Origin of the sequence: Micromonospora sp. NPDC049151 (genome assembly GCF_040648395.1) — a bacterium.
Lineage (GTDB): Bacteria > Actinomycetota > Actinomycetes > Mycobacteriales > Micromonosporaceae > Micromonospora.
The window spans coordinates 49,246-67,720 of sequence record NZ_JBEZDP010000025.1; the positions used below are offsets into that span (position 1 = coordinate 49,246).

Sequence of the window (18,475 nt, forward strand, 5' to 3'; positions counted from 1 at the left end):
GGGCCGGGGGCGAGAGGCGGGGTTATGCTCTCGGGTGCTGGTGGGAGGTGTTGTGTCGGATCCCCGGGTCGATCCGGACGTCGACCTGCGCGTACCGGCGGACCGCGCGGAACTGTCCGCGCACCCGGCGGTGGCGCTCGGCGTGATCGCCGCCGGTGGCGTGCTCGGCGCGCTGGCCCGGGCCGGCGCCCAAGCCGCCGTGCCGCACCCGCCCGGCGGCTTCCCCTGGGCCACGTTCGCCGTCAACGTCACCGGCTGCCTGCTCATCGGCGTGCTGATGGCGGTGCTCGCCGCCCGCCCGACCCATCCGCTGACCCGGCCGTTCCTCGGCGTCGGCGTGCTCGGCGGGTTCACCACGTTCTCCGCGTACGCGGTCGACGCGCAGCGGCTGCTGACCGGCGGCGCGGCCGGTACGGCGGGCGCCTACCTGGCCGCGACTGTGCTCGGCGCGCTGGCGGCGGTCGCGGCAGGGGACGCGGTGACCGCCCGGCTCCTGGCCGCCCGGCACGGGAGGGCAGGGTGACCGTCCTGCTGATCGCGCTCGGCGCGGCGATCGGCGCCCCGCTGCGCTACCTCACCGACCGGGCGGTGCAGGCCCGGCACGGCTCGCCGTTCCCGTGGGGCACGCTGACCGTCAACGTCGCCGGGTCGCTGCTGCTCGGCGGCCTGCTCGCGGCACCCGTCGACCCGGGCGTGACGGCGCTCGTCGGCACCGGCTTCTGCGGGGCGCTGACCACGTGGTCCACGCTCAGCTACGAGACGCTGCGCCTGGCCCGCACGGGGAAACGCCGTCTCGCGTACGCGAATGTGGCGCTCAGTGTGGCCGCGGGCCTGGGCGCGGCGTTCCTCGGCTACTCGGTCGTCACCGCGCTGGGCGGTTGAGCCCGCGCGTCAGCGGGCCCGGCGCTCCGGGTGCGCCCGGTTCCACACCCGCATCCGCTCCGGATAGCCGGTACGCGCCGCCTCGTAGAGCGGCACCGCGTGCTTCTGGGCGATCCTGCCGGCGACCCGGGGCGAGCCGGTACGGCGGCGGATCCACTCGCCGTCGTGCGCGATGGCGACCACTGTCGTGTCGGTGGCCGTGGTCTCCGGTTCCAGATAGAACTCGACCCCGCTGCGGCTGGTGACGAACGCCTCCAACTGCGCGAGGTCCTCCTTGTTCGCCTCGCGGTCGAGTTTCGTGGGCGTCGTCGGGTCGGCGGCTCGGCGGCTGAACCAGCGCATGCCCGCCTCCTCTCCTCGGCGTTCGCTCCAGTGCAGCACGCCCGCCTGGCAGGCGGCTGGGAGCGCGGTGGGAGTCGGCTGGGCCGGCTCAGCCCGCCTTCACGCCCGGCGTGCCGACTCCCGGCGTGCCGGCCGCCGCGTCCGGCGCGGCGGGACGCTCCCGCAGCACCGGCACCAGCGCGAGCGTGGGCAGCAGGAGCAGCGGCACCACGCCGAGCGCGGACAGCACGCCGAAGTGGTCGCCGAGGAAGCCGAGCAGCGGCGGGCCGGCCAGGAAGGCCGTGTAGCCGATCACCGCGACCACGCTCACCCGGGCCGGGGCCTTGTCCTCGTCGTCGGCGACGGCGCTCATCCCGACCGGGAAGCCGAGCGACGCACCGAGACCCCACAGCGCCACGCCGGCCACGGCGAGGGGGCCGTTCCCGGCCAGCACGGCGAGCGCCGCGCCGGCGGACGCCATCGCGATGGTGGTGAACAGCACCGGCACCCGTCCCCACCTGTCGATGGCGACGGTGCCGACGGTGCGGCCGAGCGTCATGCCCACCACGAACACGCCGAACACCGCGGCGCCGACCGCCTCGTCGACCCCGTACCCGTCGACGAACGCCACCGCGAGCCAGTCGTTGGCGCTGCCCTCGGTGAACGCCATGACCAGCACGAGCAGCCCGATCAGCAGGGTGCGGGGCTCGCGCCAGGCGGCCAGCAGCGCCTGCCGCCGGGCCGCCGGCGCCCCGGCCCCGGCCGCCTCGGCCGTGGCCGCGAGGAAGGCCCGGGCACCGAGCAGCGTGCCGCCCAGGATCAGCACGGACAGGACCGGCAGGTGCACCCCGACGGGCACGCCGAAGTGCGCGGCGCCGGCGCCGAGCCCGGCCCCGGCCACCGAGCCGAGGCTCCAGGCGGCGTGGAACCGGGGCAGGATGGTGTAGCCGAGGCGCTTCTCCACGGCGGCGCCCTCGACGTTCATGGCCACGTCGCACAGGCCGGAGCCGAAACCGAACGCGGCGAGCCCGAACCCGACGCCGACGACCGATCCGGCCAGGCTGGCGGCGAGACCGGCCCCGGTCAGGCCGAGCGCGACGAGCACTACCGAGACGGCCACCGTGCGCGCCGGCCCGAGCCGCTGGGTGACCAGGCCGGCGGTCGGCATGGCCAGCAGCGAGCCCGCCGACGCGCAGAGCAGCAGCAGGCCGAGCCGGCCCGGATTGAGGTCGAGCGCGTCCTGGGCCGCCGGGACCCGGGAGAACCAGCTCGCCACCGCGAGCCCGTTGAGGGCGAAGACGACCGCCACGCCGTTGCGGGCGCTCAGCACCGCCCGGGGCGCCGGTGGTCGCTTTCCGGCCGGTGCGTCGATGGTGCTGCTCACGGTGCGCTGGTCCCTTCCCCCGTCTGTTCCCGCCGACAATCGCACACCTGAGAGCGCTTCCACCACAAGCGCCGTTAAGGCTTCGCCCATCCATGCCAGAGCAGGCATGATGCGGACATGGGTACGCCGTCCACACGTCCCGCCACGCTCGACGACGTGGCCCGCGACTCCGGGGTGTCCCGGGCCACCGCCTCCCGGGTGCTCGGTGGCTACGGGTTCACCTCGGCCCGGGCCCGCGCCCGGGTGCACGCCGCCGCCGAACGCCTCGGCTACGTGCCGGACCTCGCGGCCCGGGCGCTGGTGCGCGGCGCCGGGGTACGCCTCGTGGTGGCGGTGGTGGGCCGCGACGAGACGGTGCTGGACGACCCGTACGTGCACCGGGTGGTGGGCGCGGCGTCGCGGGAGTGCGCGCCGCACGGCGTCGGAGTGGCGTTGGAGTGGCTGCCGCTGGCCGACCCGTCCGGGCTGGTCCGGCTCGGCGCCGACCGGGGCGTGTGCGGCGTGATCCTGGTCAACACCGTCCAGGCGGCGCTGGACGCGGTGCCGCCGAGACTGCGCGGCCGGGTCGTCTCGATCGGCCAGGGCTCGGCGACGGTGCCCTCGTTCGACGTCGACAACGCCGGTGGCGCGGGCGAGGTGCTGCGCCACCTGTACGCCACCGGCCGGCGCCGCATCGTCATGGTCACCGGGCCGCGCTGGCTGGTCTGCGCCGAGCGCTCGGTCACCACGTACCGGGAGCTGATGCGGGAGTCCGGGTCTCCGGAGCGGCTGGTCACCGGCGACTTCACCGCGGCGCGGGGCGGCTGGGCGGCGCTTGCGGCGCTGCGCCGGTGGCCGGACGCCGACGCGGTCTACGCGGCCAGTGACGCCACCGCGTTCGGCGTGATCGCCGCGTTGCGCGGGCGCGGTGTGCGGGTGCCGCACGACGTGGCGGTGGCCGGGTTCGACGACCTGCCGTACGCGGCGATGAGCAGTCCGCCGCTGACCACCGCCACCCACCCGGTCGACCGGATCGCCGCGGCGGCGGCCACTGCCGTGCTGACCCGGGCGCCGGTCGCGCCGAGCACCGCGTTCCCGTCGACGCTCGTCACCCGGGAGAGCGCCTGAGCGCCGGTCAGTGCCCGGCGGCGTCGGCGTGCCGGCCCCGGGCCTGGGTCAGCACGTTCCGGGCGGCGGCGGGCGCGAAGAACGGCAGCGGGTGCCCGGCGAGCCGGGTGGCGATGATCCAGGCGACCGTCGCCGCCAGCGTGTCCTGGAGTACGGGCCGCCAGCCGTGCCGTAGCCGCCCGGCCGCCTGCCGGAGCGCCGTCGCGGCCCGGCTCGCGGTCGGTGTCATTCCTTCCCTCCGGTCTGCGTAACCCATCCTGCGGCCGGGCGGTCCCCCACCGGTGGACGCGTTCGGGCCGGTCGGCCCTGGCCGTCGCCGCGCGCCCGCCGGTCAATGGATACGGGAGAAGGAGGGGTTCCGGTGGGCGGACTCATGACGTGGATGTACCGGGGTCGCCGGCCGAACCGGCTGGCCCGGATGCTCAACGCGCTGTCGGCGTGGCAGTACGGCGCCGGGCTCGCGCCGCGGCACTGGGTGACCATGGAGGTGCCGGGCCGACGCACCGGCCGGACCGTGTCGGTGCCGATAGTGGTCGCCGATCACGACGGCGAGCGGTACGTCGTGTCGATGCTCGGCGAGCGGGCCAACTGGGTGGCGAACGCACGCGCCGCGCACGGGCGGGTGGTGCTGCGCCGTCGCCGCCGCGAGCCGGTCCGGCTGGTCGAGGTGCCGGTGGCGCAGCGGCCGGAGATCCTGCGCCGGCACCTCGCGCTCGCCCCCGGCGCCCGGGCGCACGCGCCGGTGGACCGGCACGCCCCGCTCGCCGACTTCGCCCGGGTCGCCGCCGGCATCCCGGTGTTCCGGATCGTCCCGGAGCAGCCCCCGGCGCGGTGACCCCCGGCGAATCGACGGCGCGACAATCTTTCAGAATATCGATCGCTCGCGTTTCCGGGGTCGTCCGAATGGGAGAGGGAGCCGGTAAGATCGGCGACAGAACGGCGACCGATCACGGACTGCCCGGCGGCCCGCACCGGCTCACACTGAGCGCATGAATACGAGACTCCGCCGCCGCACATTCGGTCTCGCGGCGTGTCTCGCCCTCGTGGCGATATTGAGCGGTTGCATGCAGCTCAACCTCGGGCTGACCGTGAACAACGACGACACGGTCTCCGGCCAGCTCCTGCTCACCGCGCCGAAGTCCGTGCTCAAGCAGCGCAACCCGGATCCGGCGGTGGCGTTCGCCGAACTGCGGCCGAACATTCCCTCACTTCCGCCCGGAGCGGAGACCCGGTACGAGGACGCCACCTCGTACGGCATTCAGATCGCGTACCGGAAAACGCCACTGGCGCAATTCACGAGCGAAAGCGTGAATCTTGTTCGGGACGACGATCTGTATCGCTTCTCGCTCCCCCTGGACCCGAAGAAATACGGCGGGAAGGTCGGGCAGCAGGATCCGCGTCAGCAACAGGCGTTCATGACCTTGATGGAGTTCGAGATCTCGGTGACGTTCCCCGGCCGGGTGCTCGACACGAACGGCACGGTCACCGGACGCTCGGTCACCTGGAAGGTGGTCGCCAACCAGCCCAAGCCGGCCGAGTTGCGCGCCGTCGCCCAGGCGCCCCCGCCGCCCGCCACCAGCCCGGCCGCCGTGGTGACCGGGAACGGCTCCTTCCCGTGGCTGGCGGTCGCCGGCGCCGTGATCGTCCTGCTGCTGGTCGTCGGCGTGGCGCTCGTGCTGCTGATGCGGCGACGGCGCTCCCACGGCGGGCCGGACGCGACGGCCACCACCGACCCGGGCGCCACCGGCCCGGCCCACACCCCCGGCGCCGCTCCCGGCCCGGGTGCCTCCACCGGCCCGGACGCGCCCGTCGGCCCCGCCCCGGCCACCACCGGCACCCCGGCCGCGCCCGACGCACCGACTCGACCCGCCGGCCCACCGGCCTGAGCCCGCACCACCACCGACGGCGCCCGCGCCGGCGGCCCACCACCACACCGGGCGGACCCTGGATCACGTGACCCGGAACGCCGCCGCACCACTCCACCCCGGCCGCACCACCGCACCATCGGAAAGAGGGGGATCGCCGTGAACGATCTCTTCACCTGGGCCGCCCTGGGCAGCCTCACCGGCGCCAGCGCCGCCACCCTGCTCGCCACGAACGTCATCGGCGGGCTGATCGGGCCGAGCGGCGACAAGGCGCGCAAGTGGATCGCGCTGGGCTTCGCGCTCCTGCTGTCCTACCTGACCGCCGCGTTCGCCGACGACGCCGGCCCGGAGAAGTGGATCATCGCCTTCTTCAACGGTCTGGTGATCTTCTCGGCCGCGCTCGGCGTCAACCAGCTCCCCCCTGGCAACCGGCAGGCGACGCAGGCGTCGCCGACCCAGCTCGCCCAGGGCCGCGAGCCCCGCTTCGTCCGCTCCTGGGTCTGAGAGAGGTGACCCCATGATCTTCGGCATCCTCAGCGCGGCCGTCCAGGTCGTCTTCGGCGCCGTACTCGGGCAACTCGCCGCCGGCACCGTCGGCCTGCTGGCCGGCGCGGTCGTCGGCCTGCTCGTCGGCGCACCGTTCGGCTGGGCGTCGGCCTCCGCCGGCACGTACGCCGCCGATCCGAAGGGGATCTTCCTCTTCGTGGTCGACCACACCTGGAGCCTGCTCAACACGTTCGCCGGGGCGCTCTACCTGGCGCTGCACCTGGTCTTCGGCCACCAGCTCGACCGGATCGTCTCGGCCGGCAGCGGCCGGGTCAACGTGGTCGAGGGCGTCTCCCCCCGGTACGCGACCACGATCGGCACCGTGTGCGCCGGGTCCAGCCCCGGCATCCAGCGGCACGAGGACGTGCACGTGTTCCAGGCCCGGCTGCTCGGCCCGTTCTACCTGCCGCTGGTGGCGCTCAACTACGCGCTGTTCACCATCGCCCCGGTGTGGCTGCTCTGGCACGACCACACCAACGCGCCGATAAACAGGTTCACCCGCTACTTCGAGATCGGCGTCTACCCGCACGTGTGGAACGAGGCCATCGCGTACCGGATCCAGGGGACGCCACCGCGATGACCGGCGCGATCGAGGCGGCCGTCGCGGACGTCGCGCAGTGGCTGGCCGGGGCGGTGGGCGAACCCGTACCCGTCGGTCCGCCACGTGACGACCCCGGCGGCGGCCTCACCCTCTGGCCGCTGGAGCTGCGGCCGGCCCGGCAGACCGCGACCGGCGGCGCGACGCGCGAGCCGTACCGGTTCGTGGTCCGCCTGCTGGTGGCGGGCGGCGGGTCGGCGGCGCTGGCCGCGCTGGACCGGGTGCTCGCCGCCGCCACCACGGCGGGCCGGCCGGAGCTGGTGCTCGCCGCCGGCGACCCGGCGCTGTGGCGCGCGCTGGGCGTGGCACCCCGGCCCGCGCTGCTGCTGGACGCGCCGGCCCGGGTGGAGCGGCCGGTTCCGGTCGCGCCGCCGGTACGCCAGCCGCTGCGGCTGCGGCAGCTCGGCATGCGCACGCTGCACGGACGGGTGGTCGGTCCGCGGGACCAGCCGCTCGCCGCCGTCCGGGTGGAGCTGGTGGGCGCCGCCCAGGCCACCGAGACCGACACCGCCGGCCGGTTCCGGCTGGCCGGCGTGCCGCACGACCCCGACGCGCCGGACGCCCCGGTGCGGATCCGGCTCATCGGCGCGGGGCGCGTCCACACCGCCGAGCTCGACCCGGCCGGCGACGGCCTGATCGTCGTCCGCGCCCCCGACTGACGTCCGAGGAGGACCGATGCCCACCTACTTCTCCCCCGGCATCTACGTCGAGGAGGTGCCCAGCGGGGCCCGCCCGATCGGGCCGGTCGGCATGAGCACCGCCGCGTTCGTCGGGGTCGCGCCCGATCCCGGCGCCCACGTCGGCGAGGCGCTGGCGGTGAACAGCTGGACCGAGTTCCTGCGGCTCTACGCCGACGGCGAGCACCTGGAGAGCACCCCGCTGGCCCGCGCCGTGTTCGGCTTCCTGGACAACGGCGGCACCCGCTGCTGGGTGGTGAACGTCGGCGAGGGCGGGCAGCTCACCGGCACCGGCGGGCGGCGCGGCGGCCTGCAACTGCTGGAGGCCATCGACGAGATCTCCATACTGGCTGCGCCCGGCTACCACGATGCGGTCTCGCACGAGGCCCTGATCAGCATGGCCGAGCGGCTGCGCACCATGGTGGCGATCTGCGACCCGCCGCCGGAGGTCACCGACGTCTCCCGGCTCACCCGGGTCGCCACGCCGGGCAAGCCGCCCAAGCCCGCGTCGGCCGCGTCGGCCGACAAACCCGCCGAGGGTACGCCGGGCGACGCCGACGCCGAACCGCCCGGCACCGGCGGTGACCGGCCCCGGCAGTCGGACTACGCCACCTACTACTTCCCGTGGATCCGGGTCCGCGACCCGCTCAGCGGCGACCTCGTGCTCACCCCGCCGAGCGGGCACGTGGCGGGCATCTGGGCCCGCACCGACGCGCTGCGCGGCGTGCACAAGGCGCCGGCGAACGAGCCGGTACGCGGGGCCGTCGACCTCGCGTACCGGGTGACCCGGCCGGAGCACGACGTGCTCAACCCCAAGGGCGTCAACGTGATCCGGTTCTTCGCCGGTGAGGGCATCCGGCTGTGGGGCGCCCGTACGCTCGCCGCCGAAGCGAGCGAGTGGCGCTACCTGAACGTGCGGCGGCTGTCCATCTCCATCGAGCAGGCCATCGCCAACGGCACCCGGTGGATGGTGTTCGAGCCGAACGACTTCACGCTGTGGCGCTCGATCCGCCGCGACATCGGCGCGTTCCTCACCCGGGTGTGGCGCGACGGCGCACTGCTCGGCCGTACGCCCGAGGAGGCGTTCTTCGTCAAGTGCGACGAGGAGACCAACCCGGCCGACGTCCGCGACGCCGGCATGGTGGTGGCCCACATCGGCATCGCCGTGGTCAAGCCCGCGGAGTTCGTGGTGTTCAAGCTGAGCCAGTGGGCCGGCGGCACCGAGACCGAGACGATCGGAGGCTGACATGCCCACCACTGCCACGCCGCAGCCGGGCGCACCGGTCGACCCGTACCGGGCGTACCACTTCAAGCTGCTCATCAACGGCATCACCAACGGGCACTTCACCGAGGTCAGCGGCTTCGAGGTGGCGATACCGGCGCTGTCGTACCGGGAGGCGGGCAACGAGCGCATCCGGGCCGTGCCCGGCCAGGTCGAGTACGCCCCGGTCACCCTCCACTTCGGCCTGACCAGCTCACGCGAGCTGTGGGACTGGGTGAACGCGGCGGCGAAGGGCACCGTCAACCGGCGCAACGTGTCGGTGGTGCTGCTGGACCCGGCCGGCACCGCCGAGGTGCTGCGCTGGAACATGATCAACGCGTGGCCGACCCGGTGGCGGGGCGCGCACCTGAACACGCTGTCGCAGGAGATCGCCATCGAGGCGCTGACCCTGGCGTACGAGGGCCTGGAGCTGGAGGCCGGCGGTGCCGCCGCCCCGGCGTCCGCGTGACCGGCTGGCCCGCGCGCTGCGGGCCACCGCCGATCGCCTGTCCGGTCCCGACTCGCCGTCGTCGACGGACGACGCGCCACGTCCTCCCGGCCAGCCGCCCGAGCACTGGCGGCGCCTCGTGGCAGCGCACGCCCCCGGCCTCCTGCGCGACCTACCTCCGCCCGCCGCCCCTCCCCCGCCCGCCGATCCTCCCCCGCCCGCCGACGGGCGGGTTCAGGCACGCCGCTGGCCGGCTTGGACGACACGGCTGATCAACCGACTCACCGCCCCCACCCCCGGACCGTCGAGATCTTGGTACGAAAGGGCCCCTATAGGGGCCGTTTCCTACCAAGATCTTCCGGAGGTCCTGGAAGGTGGGACAGAGGTCTCGGGAAGTGGGAGAGCGGAGCGAGGGCGCGGCGCGGAACCGCCCTGGCGTGGAGCGGCGTCAACGTGGGCGGGTGCGGGGCGGGAAGCGGGCGGGGCGGTGACCTCCGCAGCGGCGGCGGACATCGGGTCCTACTCGGACAGTGCGGCGCGGGCGTGGGATACCGGATCGCTCGCGGGCGGGCGTGCAGGCCGGGACGTGACCGAGTCGGGCGGTCCGGAAGGGGCGCCGGAGCTGACGGGAACGGCGAGCAACTCCGACAGGGCTGGATCACCGAGCGCCACCGGCACGACCGTCACCACACGCACGACTGACGCCAGCGGCGCGTCCTCGGCCCGCAGGCCGACGGTGACCCGCGCCCCCAGGCCCACCACCACGGGTGGACGCGGCGGGAACGGCGCGAACGGCGCGCGGCGCGTGATCGGCGCGAGCGGCGGCGCTGGCGAGAACGGCGGCACCGGTCGGCCCACCGAGCCGGATCCGCCCACCGACACTGGCGGGCCCGCTCATCTCGCCGAAAGCTGGGACACCGCCGGCGTGACGTCCCGCGAATCGAACCGGCCGCCACCGCCCGAGCGGCGACCCGACCTGCGCGCGGATCGGGTGGACGTACTCCGGAACCCGGCGCCGGCCGGACGGGACCGGAATGTGGTCGCCGGGACGAGCCCGTCGCCCAGCCGGGACGACGTCCTCCCACGCCTCCTCCTCGCCGCCGCAGGACAGGCCGCACGACAGGCCGCCCCACTGGACGCACGACCGGGGCCGATCATGCCCGCCGGAGGCGACCGGTTCGGGCTCCCCGAGGCGGCCACCCACCAGCGAGGACGCGCCGCCGAGCCGCGCCCCGAAGGGCCCGGACCGGCGACCGACGGCGAGCGTCCGGCGCGATATCGGCACCGGCCCGAGTCCACGCCTTCCGGCCCGTGGCCGGCCCTGCCGGACGACTCCGGCCGGACCCGGACCGCGGTCTCCGCGCACCACACTGCCGAGGGCGGCCTGCCGCACGCGGACCCGTGGCCGGCGCTCCCGGCCGAACCGGCATGGCTTCCCGAGCGGGCCACGCCGTGGAGCGACACGGCCCGGCTGGACCGGGAACAGGCGGGTGACTGATGGAGCGTGTCGCCTTCCTCGTGGACGAGTCCGGCACCCGGGTCGACTGCCTGCTCAACCCGGAGACCGTCCGGGTGACCCGGCTGGCCGGGGTACGCCCGCGTGGCGGGCCCGACGGGACGCTCACCGGCGCCGGGCTGGCCGACGACCCGCTGGTCTTCACCGGCGGTGGGCGTACCGAACTGGTCCTCGACCTGCTCTTCGACGTGGACTTCGTGGAGTCGCCGGCCCGCCCCGAGGACGTGCGCGCGCTGACCCGGCCGCTGTGGATGCTGGCCGAGAACTCGGCTGTCGAGCACGGCTGGCTGCGCCCGCCGCTGGTCCGCCTGGTCTGGGGCAAGACCTGGAACGTCCCGGGCGTGATCACCGCGATCGCGGAACGCTTCGACGCGTTCACGCTCACCGGCACGCCCCGGCGGTCGTGGCTGCGGCTGAAGCTGGTCCGCGTCGCTGAGGGCGCGGAGGCGGCGCGCGCCGGTTTCGAGGAGGAGCTGGCCGCCACGAGCACGCCGGCTGTCGCGCCCGGGTCGGCGGTGGTCGCCGCCGCCGACGGGGCGGCCGAGCCGGGCTGGTCCGGGGTGCGCTTCGACCTGCTCGCCCACGACGCGCTGGGCTCGCCGCTGCGCTGGCGGCTGCTCGCCGAGCACAACCGCATCACCGACCCGCTCACCGTGCCCGCCGGCACCGCGCTCGCCGTCCCCCCGGTCGGCGCCGCCACGGCCCCGCCCGACGCGGTCACCACGGGCGGCACCCCGTGACGGGCCACACCACCGGCGCCGCGGGGCGAGCGACCTTGGTGCCGGTGTGGTGCGCGACGGTGGCCGCGTCCGCCGGGGGTGCGCCGTGAGCCGGGCCGCCCTGGTCACAGTCGACGGCCGGCCGCTGGCCGACCCGTCCCGGCTGCGCGGCATCCGCGTCGCCGCCCGCCTCGACCGGCCGGCGCAGTGCGAGCTGACGCTCACCGCCGCCCCCGGCGCGGGCCCGCTCGACCCGCCGGTACGCCCCGGCGCCACAGTCGGCGTCCGCCTCGACGGCCAGGCGGAGGCGCTGTTCACCGGCGAGGTGACGGCGGTCGAGCGGGAGTACGCCGGTGACGGCGTCGCACTGGCCCGGATCCGGGCGTACGACCCGCTGCACCGGCTGCGCAAGCGGCAGGAACTGCGGGTGTTCGAGTCGGTGACCGCCGCCGAGCTGGCCGCCGAGCTGTGCGCCGGGCTGGGGCTGGGCGTGGCGGCGGAGGACGACGGGCCGCGCCTGGACCGGCTGCTCCAGCACCGGCACACCGACCTCGACCTGTTGTGCGAGGTGGCCGGCCGGGCCGGGCTGCATCTGGGCGTGGACGGTGACCGGTTGCGGCTGTTCACACTGGACGGGTACGGGGAGCCGCTGCCGTTGACGCTCGGCGAGACGGTGCACGCGCTGCGGGTCACCGAGAACCTGGACCGGGCCGGCGCGGAGTGCGCCGTACTCGGCTGGCACCCGCAGCGCGCCGAGGCGCTGAGCCAGCGCGCGGACGAGGCACGCAGCGGGCGGCGCATCCCGCTGCGCCCCGACCCGGGCGACGTCGGCGCGGACCGCGTCCGTACCGCTGTGGATCAGCCGGGCCGCAGCGACGACGAGCTGGCGGCGCTGGCCCAGGCCGGGCTGGACGCCCGGGTGGCGGCGCTCGTCACCGCCGAGGGCACCGCGGAGGGCGACCCGGCGCTGCGGCCCGGCCGGCGGATCGTCCTCGCGGGCGTCCCGGAGCCGGTCGCCGGGGTGTACGTGCTCACCGAGGTGGTGCACACGGTCGACGCGGACGGGCACCTGAGCCGGTTCTCCACCGCGCCGCCCGGCCCGCCGCCGACGGCCGCGCCACCTGCGGCGACTGTCACGCTCGGCACCGTCACCGACGTGGACGACCCCGACGGGCTGGGCCGGGCCCGGGTGACGCTCCCGGCGTACGGCGATCTGGACGCCGGCTGGCTCGCGGTGCTCTGCCCGGGCGCGGGCCGGGGCAAGGGGATCGTCGCGCTGCCCGACCCGGAGGACACCGTGCTGGTGGCGCTGCCCGGCGGCGAACCCGCCTCGGGTGTGGTGCTCGGTTCGCTGTTCGGCGCGGTCGAGCCGTACGACACCGGGATCGTCTCGGGGCGCTCGCGCCGATGGTCGATGCGGACCGGCACCGGGCAGTCGATCGTGATCGACGACGACGGCCGCACGCTGCGGCTGGCCACCGACGCGGGCAGCTTCGTCGAGCTGCGTCCCGAGCTGACCACCGTGCACGCCGCCGGTGACCTGGTGCTCTCCGCGCCCGGCCGGGCCGTCGTGGTGCGCGGCCGCACAGTCGACTTCCTGCACGCCCCGGCGGTCGAGGACGCCGAGACCGCCGCCGCGCAGGCCCGTACGCTCGCCCGTTCCGCCGGAGGTGGCTGATGCGCTGGATCCACCGCGACTCGCTGATCACCTGCGGGCACGACGGGCGGGTACGCAACCACCCGTCCCAGGACTGGGTCACCGTCCAGGCCATGCCGGTGCTTGTGCGGCCCGACCCGGAGGGACGCGACATCACCGCCTGCCCCAACTACGGCCCGACGATCAAGCCGTGCCTGCACACGCTGACCGTGACAGTGGGTTACAGCACGTGGGTGCGGGTGGACCGGCAGCCGGTGGTGCTGTCCCACCTGGACGGGCTGACCGACGGCACCCCGCCGGGCACCGTGCACCACCAGGTCCGCGACGTGCGGCAGGGATTCCTGGGGGCGGACGCATGAGGGCCTTCCGCTTCGTCGGCGCCGGTTTCGACGCCGGCCGCGCCGGTGGTCTCGCGCTCACCGCCGCCGGCGGGCTCGCCATGACCGACGGCGACGAGACGGTACGCCAGGCGCTGTACCTGCTGCTGTCCACCACGCCCGGGGAACGGCTGATGCGCCCCGGGTACGGGTCGCGGCTGCACCGCCTGGTCTTCGCGCCCAACGACGACACCACCGCCGGGCTGGCGATCCACTACGTGCGGCAGGCGATCCGGCGCTGGGAGCCCCGGGTGGAGGTGCTGGACGTGGACGCCGGCCCGGACCCGGACGACCCGTGGCGCCTGGTGATCCGGCTGGACTACCGGGTCCGGGCCAGCCTCTCCCCCGGCCACCTGGTGTTCTCCGTCGACCTGCTGCCCGCCGACGAGGAGACCCCCGACGAGGAGGGCACGCCATGACGCTGCCGGTGCCGCACCTGGACGACCGCGCCTTCCTCGACCTGGTCACCGAGGCCCGGGAACGCATCGCCCGGTCCTGCCCGGACTGGACCGACCTGTCCGCGCACGATCCCGGCATGGCGCTGCTGGAGGCGTTCGCCTACCTGACCGAGGTGATGATCTACCGGCTGAACCAGTTGCCGGAGAAGGCGTACGTGGCGTTCCTGAACCTGCTCGGCGTCACCCGGCACCCACCGGCGGCGGCCTGGGCGGACGTGCGCCTGACCCGGACCGGCCCGGACCGCGGCCCGGTGCGGGTGCCGGCCGGCACCCGGATCGCCGCGGCCCGCGGCGCGGACCCCCGGCCTGTCGTCTTCGTGACCACCGAACCGGCGGTGCTGCCCGCCGGGGAGACCACGGCGACGGTACGCGTGCACCACTGCGAGCCGGTCGAGGCGGAACTGCTGGGCACCGGCACCGGACAGCCCGGTCAGGTCCTCCGGGCCGCCCGCGCGCCGCTGACGCGGACCACCGAGGCGATTGACCTGCTGCTCGGGGTGGAGGTGCCGGCGGGTTCGGTGGAGCTGGGCGCGGCGGCCCGCGAGCACGAGGGGCGCACATACGAGATATGGCGGCCGGTGGACAGCTTCGCCGGGGTCGGGCCGCAGGCGAAGGTCTACCTGGTGGACCGGGCCTCCGGGGTGGTCACGTTCGCCCCGGCGCTGGACCTGCGCCCGGACGTGGGCGCCCCGGCCGTCGAGGGGGCGGCCGGGGCGACCACGGTGGCTGCGGTGCCGCCGGCCGGGCGGCAGGTGCGGCTCTGGTACCGCTGCGGCGGCGGGCCGGCCGGCAACGTGGCGGCGGGCGTGCTCACAAGCCTGCGCGACCCGCTGCCCGGGGTGAGCGTGGACAACCCGGAGCCGGCCACCGGCGGGCGGGAGCTGGAATTGCTGGAGTCGGTGCTGGCGCGCGGGCCGTACGAGTTCTTCGCCCAGCAGCGCGCGGTCACCGCCCGGGACTTCGAGATCCTGGCCACCGGCTCCGGGGCGGTGGCGCGGGCGCGGGCGTTCACCAGGGCGGCCGTCTACAGCTTCGCCCGGCCCGGCGAGGTCGAGGTGGTGCTGGTGCCGTACGTGCCGGACGCGGCCCGCCCCGGCGGGCGGCTGCCGGTGGCGGTGCTGCGCGAGCACGAGGTGGAGGAGGCCCGCCGCCGGGTCGAGGCCGACCTGGAACGCCGCCGGGCCCTGGGTACGGCGGTGCGCGCAGGCTGGGCCCGCTACAAGGCGGTGTCCATCCAGGCGCGGGTGGTGGTGCGCCGCGAGGAGGACGTGGACGCGGTGCGCCGCCGCATCCACGACCGGCTGCACCAGACGCTCAGCCCGCTGCCCACGCCGCTCAACCCGGCCGGGTGGGCCTTCGGCGAGCCGCTGCGCGCCTCGAACGTGTACCGGATGCTGGAGCACGCCGAGCCGGGCGTGCGCTACGTCGAATCGGTGCGGTTCGTGGTCGACGAGGCCCCCGACGCGCGGGTGCGCACCGTGGCGGTCGACCAGTACCAGGCCGACACCTGGTACGCAGGCGGCGGCCCGGTGCTGTTCCGCTCCACGAACGCCGGTGCCGGCTGGGAACCGGCCGGCCGGTTCGACGGCGAGACGGTGGTGCGGGTGGTGCCCGCGCCCGCCCCGGTACGCCCCGGCGTGGTCCCCCGGGCCGGTCCGGTGGCGGTGGTGACCAGCCGCGACGCCGGTGGCTCCCGGGTGCGGGTGAGCACCGACCTGGGTGAGACGTGGACCCTGCTGACCGACCTCGACTCCGGTGTCCGCGACCTGGCCTGGATCGACCGGGACGGCACCGGCGCGCTGCTGCTGGCCACCGACACCGGCCTGTACGAGGTGCCGCTGCTGCCGAACGCGGTGCCGTTGCAGATCCTCGTCGACCCGGCCGACGCGGACCGGGGCTTCTACGCGGTGCGCGCGTTCGTCTCCGAGCGCGGCGCACCCGGCGTGGCGGTCGCCGCGCAGGCCGGATTCGGCGTCTACCTGTCCACGGCTGCCGGACGGCCCGGCACGTTCGTCCACGTCGGCCTCGCCAACGTGGACAACCGGGTGCTCGCCGTGCAGTACGACGGCCCGGCCACGCTGCTGTGGTGCGGCGCGGGCGAACCGGACCCGAAGAAGCCCGGCCAGGGCTGCCATCGCACCCGGCTGTTCGAGTCGGACGTGAAGTGGCAGTCGATGGCGTCCGGCTGGATCGGCGGCACCTGCCGCGACCTCGCGTTCAGCGGCCCGCTCGCGCTCGCCGCGACGCAGAGCGGCGGCGTGGTCCGGCTCGACACGCTCGCCGGGCAGCCTCAGTGGTCGCCGGTGATGGTCAACTGCGGGCTGCCGTTGCGCGACCGGACCCGGTTCGTGCCGGTCGACGCCATCGCCGCCACCGCGTCCACCGGCCCATCCGGCGCCGGGCGGCTGGTGCTGGCCGGCGGCGAGCGCGGCGTGTTCCGCAGCGGCGACGGCGCGGACTGGACCGCCAGCGCCAACCAGGCCACCGCCGACGTGGTCACCGTCCCCGGCACCTGGCTGCTCTGCTCCGGCGAGCACGACATCGAGGTGGTGCGGCAGGATGCGCCGAGCGGCGATTGAGCGGCTGCTTCCGGCCGCGTACCAGCGGGCCGCCGGCCCGGGCAGCGTGCTGGGCGCGCTGCTGGACGTGATGGAGGCGCTGCACGCCCCGGACGAGGCGGTGCTCGCCGACGTCGACGCGTTGTTCGCGCCGTACCGGACGCCGGACGGGTTCGTGGCGTACCTGACCCGCTGGGTGGCGATGGACCACGTGGTCGCCGCGCCCCGCGCCGACGCGCCACTGCCGTTGCCGGCAGGCCGCCTGCGGGACCTGGTGGCGCACGGCGCGCTGCTGGCCCGCTGGCGCGGCACCCCGTACGGGATGCGGACCGCGCTGGAACTGGCCACCGGCGTGACCGGGTTCGTGCTGGACGAGCCGCCCGATCGGCCGTTCCACCTGGTGGTGCGGGTGCCACCGGCCGCCGCCGGCCGGCTCGCGCTGGTCACCCGCATCGTCGAGGCCGAGAAGCCGGCCGCGGTCACCGTCGAGGTCGTCACCGGCCCGGACGGCCCGCCCTCCGAGCCGACGCCGCCCGACCCCGGCCCGCCCGCAGCGGGACCGCCGGAACCGGGCCCTCCGCCCACGCCCGGGCCGGACGACGCCGAGCCCGCCGCCGGGGTGGCTCCGGTGCGCGCGGTCGGCCGGGCGCACGTGCCCGCACCCCTGCCCCACGATCCGCCCGAGGAGCCGTCATGACCACCGAATGGACAGTCGTCGCCGCCGCCGAGCAGTTCACACTTGATGCCCGCAACGCCGGTGAGCTGACGTTCACCGTGTCCAACCCGGGCACCGCGCCGGACACCGTCGTCTTCGACGTCGCGCCCGGCGAGGGCAGCCAGCGGGCCTGGTTCACGATCGCCGAACCGCAGCGGGTGGTACCCGGGCAGGGGTCGGTGTCGTTCCTGGTCCGGCTCACCGTGCCGCCCGGCACGCCGCCCCGGCGCTACGACATGACCGGGTTCGCGTACTCGGCGAACACCGCGCCGGAGGAGAGTTCCCGCTCCAGCGGCCGGGTCACGTACGACGTGCGGGCCGTCGTACCCCCGAAGCGCGCGCCGTGGCCGTGGATCGCGGCCGCCGCGGCGCTGGTGCTGGTCGTGGCCGGGGTGGTGGCCTGGCTGGTGACCCGCGGGCCGGACGCCCCGGCACCGCCGCGGGCGAATGCGGTGGCGCTGGAGGCGGAGACGCTCGTCGCCGGCGCTGCGGTGCAGTCCACGGGTGCCGTGAAGGCGGAGGTGGTGGCGCAGGAGAACTGCTGCGACGTGGAGTGGTCCGGCGACGCGCAACTGTTCTTCCTGGGCCGGGCGGTCGGTGACCGGGTGACGGTGCGGGTGGACGTGCCGTCCGACGGCACCTGGCGGTTCTCCACCGTCCGCACCACCTCGTTCGACTACGCGAACACGATCTGGCTGGTCGACGGCCGGCAGGTCGGCGACACGTTCTTCGGGTTCAGCCCGACAGTGGTCCGCACCGGCGAGGTGGACGTGGGCACAGTGGAGCTGGCCCGCGGCCCGCACACGCTGACGCTGGTTGCGGTGAGCAAGACCCAGGGCACCGACAGGTACTTCGCCGGGGTCGACGAGATCCGCTTCACGCCCGTCGTCCGGCCATGAGTGGGCGGCAGAAGCTGCTGCTGGTGGCGGTTGCCGTGCTGCTGGTGGCGCTGTACGTGACGGCGGTGGCCGGTCGCCGCGACGACCCGGGCGACCCGGCGGCCGGGCCGGGCGCGCTGGCCCGGCTCGGTCGCGGATCCGGGACGGTCGACCCGGCCACGGTAGGGGTGACGTGCCTGCCGCCGGCCGCCGAATCGGCCACCACGGCCGACGGTGTGGCGCTCACCTTCGGCACCGTGTGCCGGCTGCGGGTGGCCGACCCGGGCGCGCTGCGCACGCTCGTGCTGCGCGGCACGACGCCGTTCCAGGTGACCGCCCCCGCGCCCGGCGACGCGGACGTCACAGTCACCGACGAGGTCGCGCCGGACGCGGACGGCCCGGCGGTGGCGAAGGTGGCTGTGGACCGGCAGACCGAGGTGCTCCTGCGCTGTCCGGGAGGTGGCGGATGCGCTGTCACGCTGGCCCGGTCCTGACCGGTACGGAGACG

Annotated in this window: 23 protein-coding genes; 19 read left to right on the forward strand and 4 right to left on the reverse strand. The window is 75.5% G+C overall.

Annotated features, from left to right (window positions below):
• Positions 1–40: 40 nt before the first annotated feature.
• Both AB0B20_RS24505 and AB0B20_RS24510 read left to right on the forward strand, forming a co-directional pair.
• Entirely contained in the window at positions 41–523 is a 483-nt protein-coding gene (locus AB0B20_RS24505; RefSeq protein WP_357473763.1) for a CrcB family protein, read from the forward strand.
• Positions 520–882 (forward strand): CrcB family protein, encoded by a 363-nt coding sequence (locus tag AB0B20_RS24510; protein ID WP_357387788.1) that lies wholly within the window; start codon positions 520–522, stop codon positions 880–882. The genes AB0B20_RS24505 and AB0B20_RS24510 overlap by 4 nt, the downstream gene beginning before the upstream one ends.
• Before the next feature lie 9 nt (positions 883–891).
• Here the strand turns inward: AB0B20_RS24510 and AB0B20_RS24515 are convergent, their stop codons facing one another.
• Together AB0B20_RS24515 and AB0B20_RS24520 are read right to left on the reverse strand one after the other, a co-directional pair.
• Positions 892–1,224: a hypothetical protein gene (locus tag AB0B20_RS24515; RefSeq protein WP_357473766.1), complete on the reverse strand. Its 333-nt coding sequence runs from the start codon at positions 1,222–1,224 to the stop codon at positions 892–894.
• Positions 1,225–1,312: 88 nt separating this feature from the next.
• Positions 1,313–2,587, reverse strand: coding sequence for an MFS transporter (locus AB0B20_RS24520; RefSeq protein WP_357473769.1), 1,275 nt, complete (start codon positions 2,585–2,587; stop codon positions 1,313–1,315).
• Positions 2,588–2,704: 117 nt separating this feature from the next.
• On the opposite strand from AB0B20_RS24520, the gene AB0B20_RS24525 reads away from it, so the two are divergent.
• Positions 2,705–3,694 (forward strand): LacI family DNA-binding transcriptional regulator, encoded by a 990-nt coding sequence (locus AB0B20_RS24525; protein WP_357387794.1) that lies wholly within the window; start codon positions 2,705–2,707, stop codon positions 3,692–3,694.
• 7 nt (positions 3,695–3,701) lie between these two features.
• Here AB0B20_RS24525 and AB0B20_RS24530 read toward each other — a convergent pair whose 3' ends face one another.
• Positions 3,702–3,923 (reverse strand): hypothetical protein, encoded by a 222-nt coding sequence (locus AB0B20_RS24530; protein WP_357387796.1) that lies wholly within the window; start codon positions 3,921–3,923, stop codon positions 3,702–3,704.
• Between the two features lie 132 nt (positions 3,924–4,055).
• Between AB0B20_RS24530 and AB0B20_RS24535 the strand changes: the two genes are divergently transcribed.
• From AB0B20_RS24535 to AB0B20_RS24565, 7 genes are all read left to right on the forward strand, one after another.
• On the forward strand, positions 4,056–4,529 hold the full coding sequence (locus AB0B20_RS24535; protein ID WP_357387798.1) for a nitroreductase/quinone reductase family protein: 474 nt from the start codon (positions 4,056–4,058) through the stop codon (positions 4,527–4,529).
• Positions 4,530–4,683: 154 nt separating this feature from the next.
• On the forward strand, positions 4,684–5,580 hold the full coding sequence (locus AB0B20_RS24540; RefSeq protein WP_357473772.1) for a DUF3153 domain-containing protein: 897 nt from the start codon (positions 4,684–4,686) through the stop codon (positions 5,578–5,580).
• 138 nt (positions 5,581–5,718) lie between these two features.
• Positions 5,719–6,063, forward strand: a complete 345-nt coding sequence (locus AB0B20_RS24545; RefSeq protein WP_357387802.1) for a hypothetical protein — start codon at positions 5,719–5,721, stop codon at positions 6,061–6,063.
• Between the two features lie 13 nt (positions 6,064–6,076).
• On the forward strand, positions 6,077–6,685 hold the full coding sequence (locus AB0B20_RS24550; RefSeq protein ID WP_357387804.1) for a glycine zipper family protein: 609 nt from the start codon (positions 6,077–6,079) through the stop codon (positions 6,683–6,685).
• Positions 6,682–7,362: a carboxypeptidase-like regulatory domain-containing protein gene (locus AB0B20_RS24555; protein WP_357473776.1), complete on the forward strand. Its 681-nt coding sequence runs from the start codon at positions 6,682–6,684 to the stop codon at positions 7,360–7,362. Before AB0B20_RS24550 ends, AB0B20_RS24555 begins: the two co-directional genes overlap by 4 nt.
• 16 nt (positions 7,363–7,378) lie before the next feature.
• Positions 7,379–8,626 carry a phage tail sheath subtilisin-like domain-containing protein gene (locus AB0B20_RS24560; protein WP_357473779.1) on the forward strand — a complete coding sequence of 416 codons (1,248 nt, stop codon included), beginning with the start codon at positions 7,379–7,381 and terminating at the stop codon, positions 8,624–8,626.
• Position 8,627: 1 nt separating this feature from the next.
• The gene (locus AB0B20_RS24565; protein ID WP_260028717.1) at positions 8,628–9,110 is read left to right on the forward strand and encodes a phage tail protein; all 483 of its coding nucleotides are present in this window, start codon (positions 8,628–8,630) and stop codon (positions 9,108–9,110) included.
• 498 nt (positions 9,111–9,608) lie between these two features.
• Here AB0B20_RS24565 and AB0B20_RS24570 read toward each other — a convergent pair whose 3' ends face one another.
• Positions 9,609–9,947: a hypothetical protein gene (locus tag AB0B20_RS24570; protein WP_357473782.1), complete on the reverse strand. Its 339-nt coding sequence runs from the start codon at positions 9,945–9,947 to the stop codon at positions 9,609–9,611.
• A gap of 298 nt (positions 9,948–10,245) precedes the next feature.
• On the opposite strand from AB0B20_RS24570, the gene AB0B20_RS24575 reads away from it, so the two are divergent.
• The 9 genes from AB0B20_RS24575 to AB0B20_RS24615 all read left to right on the forward strand — a co-directional run bounded on the left by AB0B20_RS24575 (position 10,246) and on the right by AB0B20_RS24615 (position 18,461).
• Positions 10,246–10,587, forward strand: a complete 342-nt coding sequence (locus tag AB0B20_RS24575) for a hypothetical protein (RefSeq protein ID WP_357473785.1) — start codon at positions 10,246–10,248, stop codon at positions 10,585–10,587.
• Complete coding sequence (locus AB0B20_RS24580; protein ID WP_357473788.1) at positions 10,587–11,345, forward strand: hypothetical protein; 759 nt, start codon at positions 10,587–10,589, stop codon at positions 11,343–11,345. The genes AB0B20_RS24575 and AB0B20_RS24580 overlap by 1 nt, the downstream gene beginning before the upstream one ends.
• An 85-nt stretch (positions 11,346–11,430) precedes the next feature.
• Positions 11,431–13,002 (forward strand): phage baseplate assembly protein V, encoded by a 1,572-nt coding sequence (locus tag AB0B20_RS24585; RefSeq protein ID WP_357473790.1) that lies wholly within the window; start codon positions 11,431–11,433, stop codon positions 13,000–13,002.
• Entirely contained in the window at positions 13,002–13,340 is a 339-nt protein-coding gene (locus AB0B20_RS24590) for a hypothetical protein (protein WP_357473792.1), read from the forward strand. Before AB0B20_RS24585 ends, AB0B20_RS24590 begins: the two co-directional genes overlap by 1 nt.
• Positions 13,337–13,777 (forward strand): GPW/gp25 family protein, encoded by a 441-nt coding sequence (locus tag AB0B20_RS24595; protein WP_357473795.1) that lies wholly within the window; start codon positions 13,337–13,339, stop codon positions 13,775–13,777. Before AB0B20_RS24590 ends, AB0B20_RS24595 begins: the two co-directional genes overlap by 4 nt.
• On the forward strand, positions 13,774–16,395 hold the full coding sequence (locus tag AB0B20_RS24600; RefSeq protein WP_357473798.1) for a putative baseplate assembly protein: 2,622 nt from the start codon (positions 13,774–13,776) through the stop codon (positions 16,393–16,395). Before AB0B20_RS24595 ends, AB0B20_RS24600 begins: the two co-directional genes overlap by 4 nt.
• The gene (locus tag AB0B20_RS24605) at positions 16,376–17,071 is read left to right on the forward strand and encodes a phage tail protein (RefSeq protein WP_357473801.1); all 696 of its coding nucleotides are present in this window, start codon (positions 16,376–16,378) and stop codon (positions 17,069–17,071) included. The genes AB0B20_RS24600 and AB0B20_RS24605 overlap by 20 nt, the downstream gene beginning before the upstream one ends.
• Positions 17,068–17,988: a hypothetical protein gene (locus AB0B20_RS24610; protein WP_357473804.1), complete on the forward strand. Its 921-nt coding sequence runs from the start codon at positions 17,068–17,070 to the stop codon at positions 17,986–17,988. Before AB0B20_RS24605 ends, AB0B20_RS24610 begins: the two co-directional genes overlap by 4 nt.
• Complete coding sequence (locus AB0B20_RS24615) at positions 17,985–18,461, forward strand: hypothetical protein (protein WP_357473807.1); 477 nt, start codon at positions 17,985–17,987, stop codon at positions 18,459–18,461. The genes AB0B20_RS24610 and AB0B20_RS24615 overlap by 4 nt, the downstream gene beginning before the upstream one ends.
• The last annotated feature ends 14 nt before the right edge of the window (positions 18,462–18,475 follow it).

Bases quoted from the DNA above. Each gene is read 5' to 3' on its own strand.
- AB0B20_RS24515 (WP_357473766.1), bottom strand. From the start codon at position 1,224: ATGCGCTGGTTCAGCCGCCGAGCCGCCGACCCGACGACGCCCACGAAA.
- AB0B20_RS24525 (WP_357387794.1), top strand. From the start codon at position 2,705: ATGGGTACGCCGTCCACACGTCCCGCCACGCTCGACGACGTGGCCCGC.
- AB0B20_RS24530 (WP_357387796.1), bottom strand. From the start codon at position 3,923: ATGACACCGACCGCGAGCCGGGCCGCGACGGCGCTCCGGCAGGCGGCC.
- AB0B20_RS24540 (WP_357473772.1), top strand. From the start codon at position 4,684: ATGAATACGAGACTCCGCCGCCGCACATTCGGTCTCGCGGCGTGTCTC.
- AB0B20_RS24550 (WP_357387804.1), top strand. From the start codon at position 6,077: ATGATCTTCGGCATCCTCAGCGCGGCCGTCCAGGTCGTCTTCGGCGCC.
- AB0B20_RS24555 (WP_357473776.1), top strand. From the start codon at position 6,682: ATGACCGGCGCGATCGAGGCGGCCGTCGCGGACGTCGCGCAGTGGCTG.
- AB0B20_RS24560 (WP_357473779.1), top strand. From the start codon at position 7,379: ATGCCCACCTACTTCTCCCCCGGCATCTACGTCGAGGAGGTGCCCAGC.
- AB0B20_RS24565 (WP_260028717.1), top strand. From the start codon at position 8,628: ATGCCCACCACTGCCACGCCGCAGCCGGGCGCACCGGTCGACCCGTAC.
- AB0B20_RS24575 (WP_357473785.1), top strand. From the start codon at position 10,246: ATGCCCGCCGGAGGCGACCGGTTCGGGCTCCCCGAGGCGGCCACCCAC.
- AB0B20_RS24580 (WP_357473788.1), top strand. From the start codon at position 10,587: ATGGAGCGTGTCGCCTTCCTCGTGGACGAGTCCGGCACCCGGGTCGAC.
- AB0B20_RS24590 (WP_357473792.1), top strand. From the start codon at position 13,002: ATGCGCTGGATCCACCGCGACTCGCTGATCACCTGCGGGCACGACGGG.
- AB0B20_RS24595 (WP_357473795.1), top strand. From the start codon at position 13,337: ATGAGGGCCTTCCGCTTCGTCGGCGCCGGTTTCGACGCCGGCCGCGCC.
- AB0B20_RS24600 (WP_357473798.1), top strand. From the start codon at position 13,774: ATGACGCTGCCGGTGCCGCACCTGGACGACCGCGCCTTCCTCGACCTG.
- AB0B20_RS24605 (WP_357473801.1), top strand. From the start codon at position 16,376: ATGCGCCGAGCGGCGATTGAGCGGCTGCTTCCGGCCGCGTACCAGCGG.
- AB0B20_RS24610 (WP_357473804.1), top strand. From the start codon at position 17,068: ATGACCACCGAATGGACAGTCGTCGCCGCCGCCGAGCAGTTCACACTT.
- AB0B20_RS24615 (WP_357473807.1), top strand. From the start codon at position 17,985: ATGAGTGGGCGGCAGAAGCTGCTGCTGGTGGCGGTTGCCGTGCTGCTG.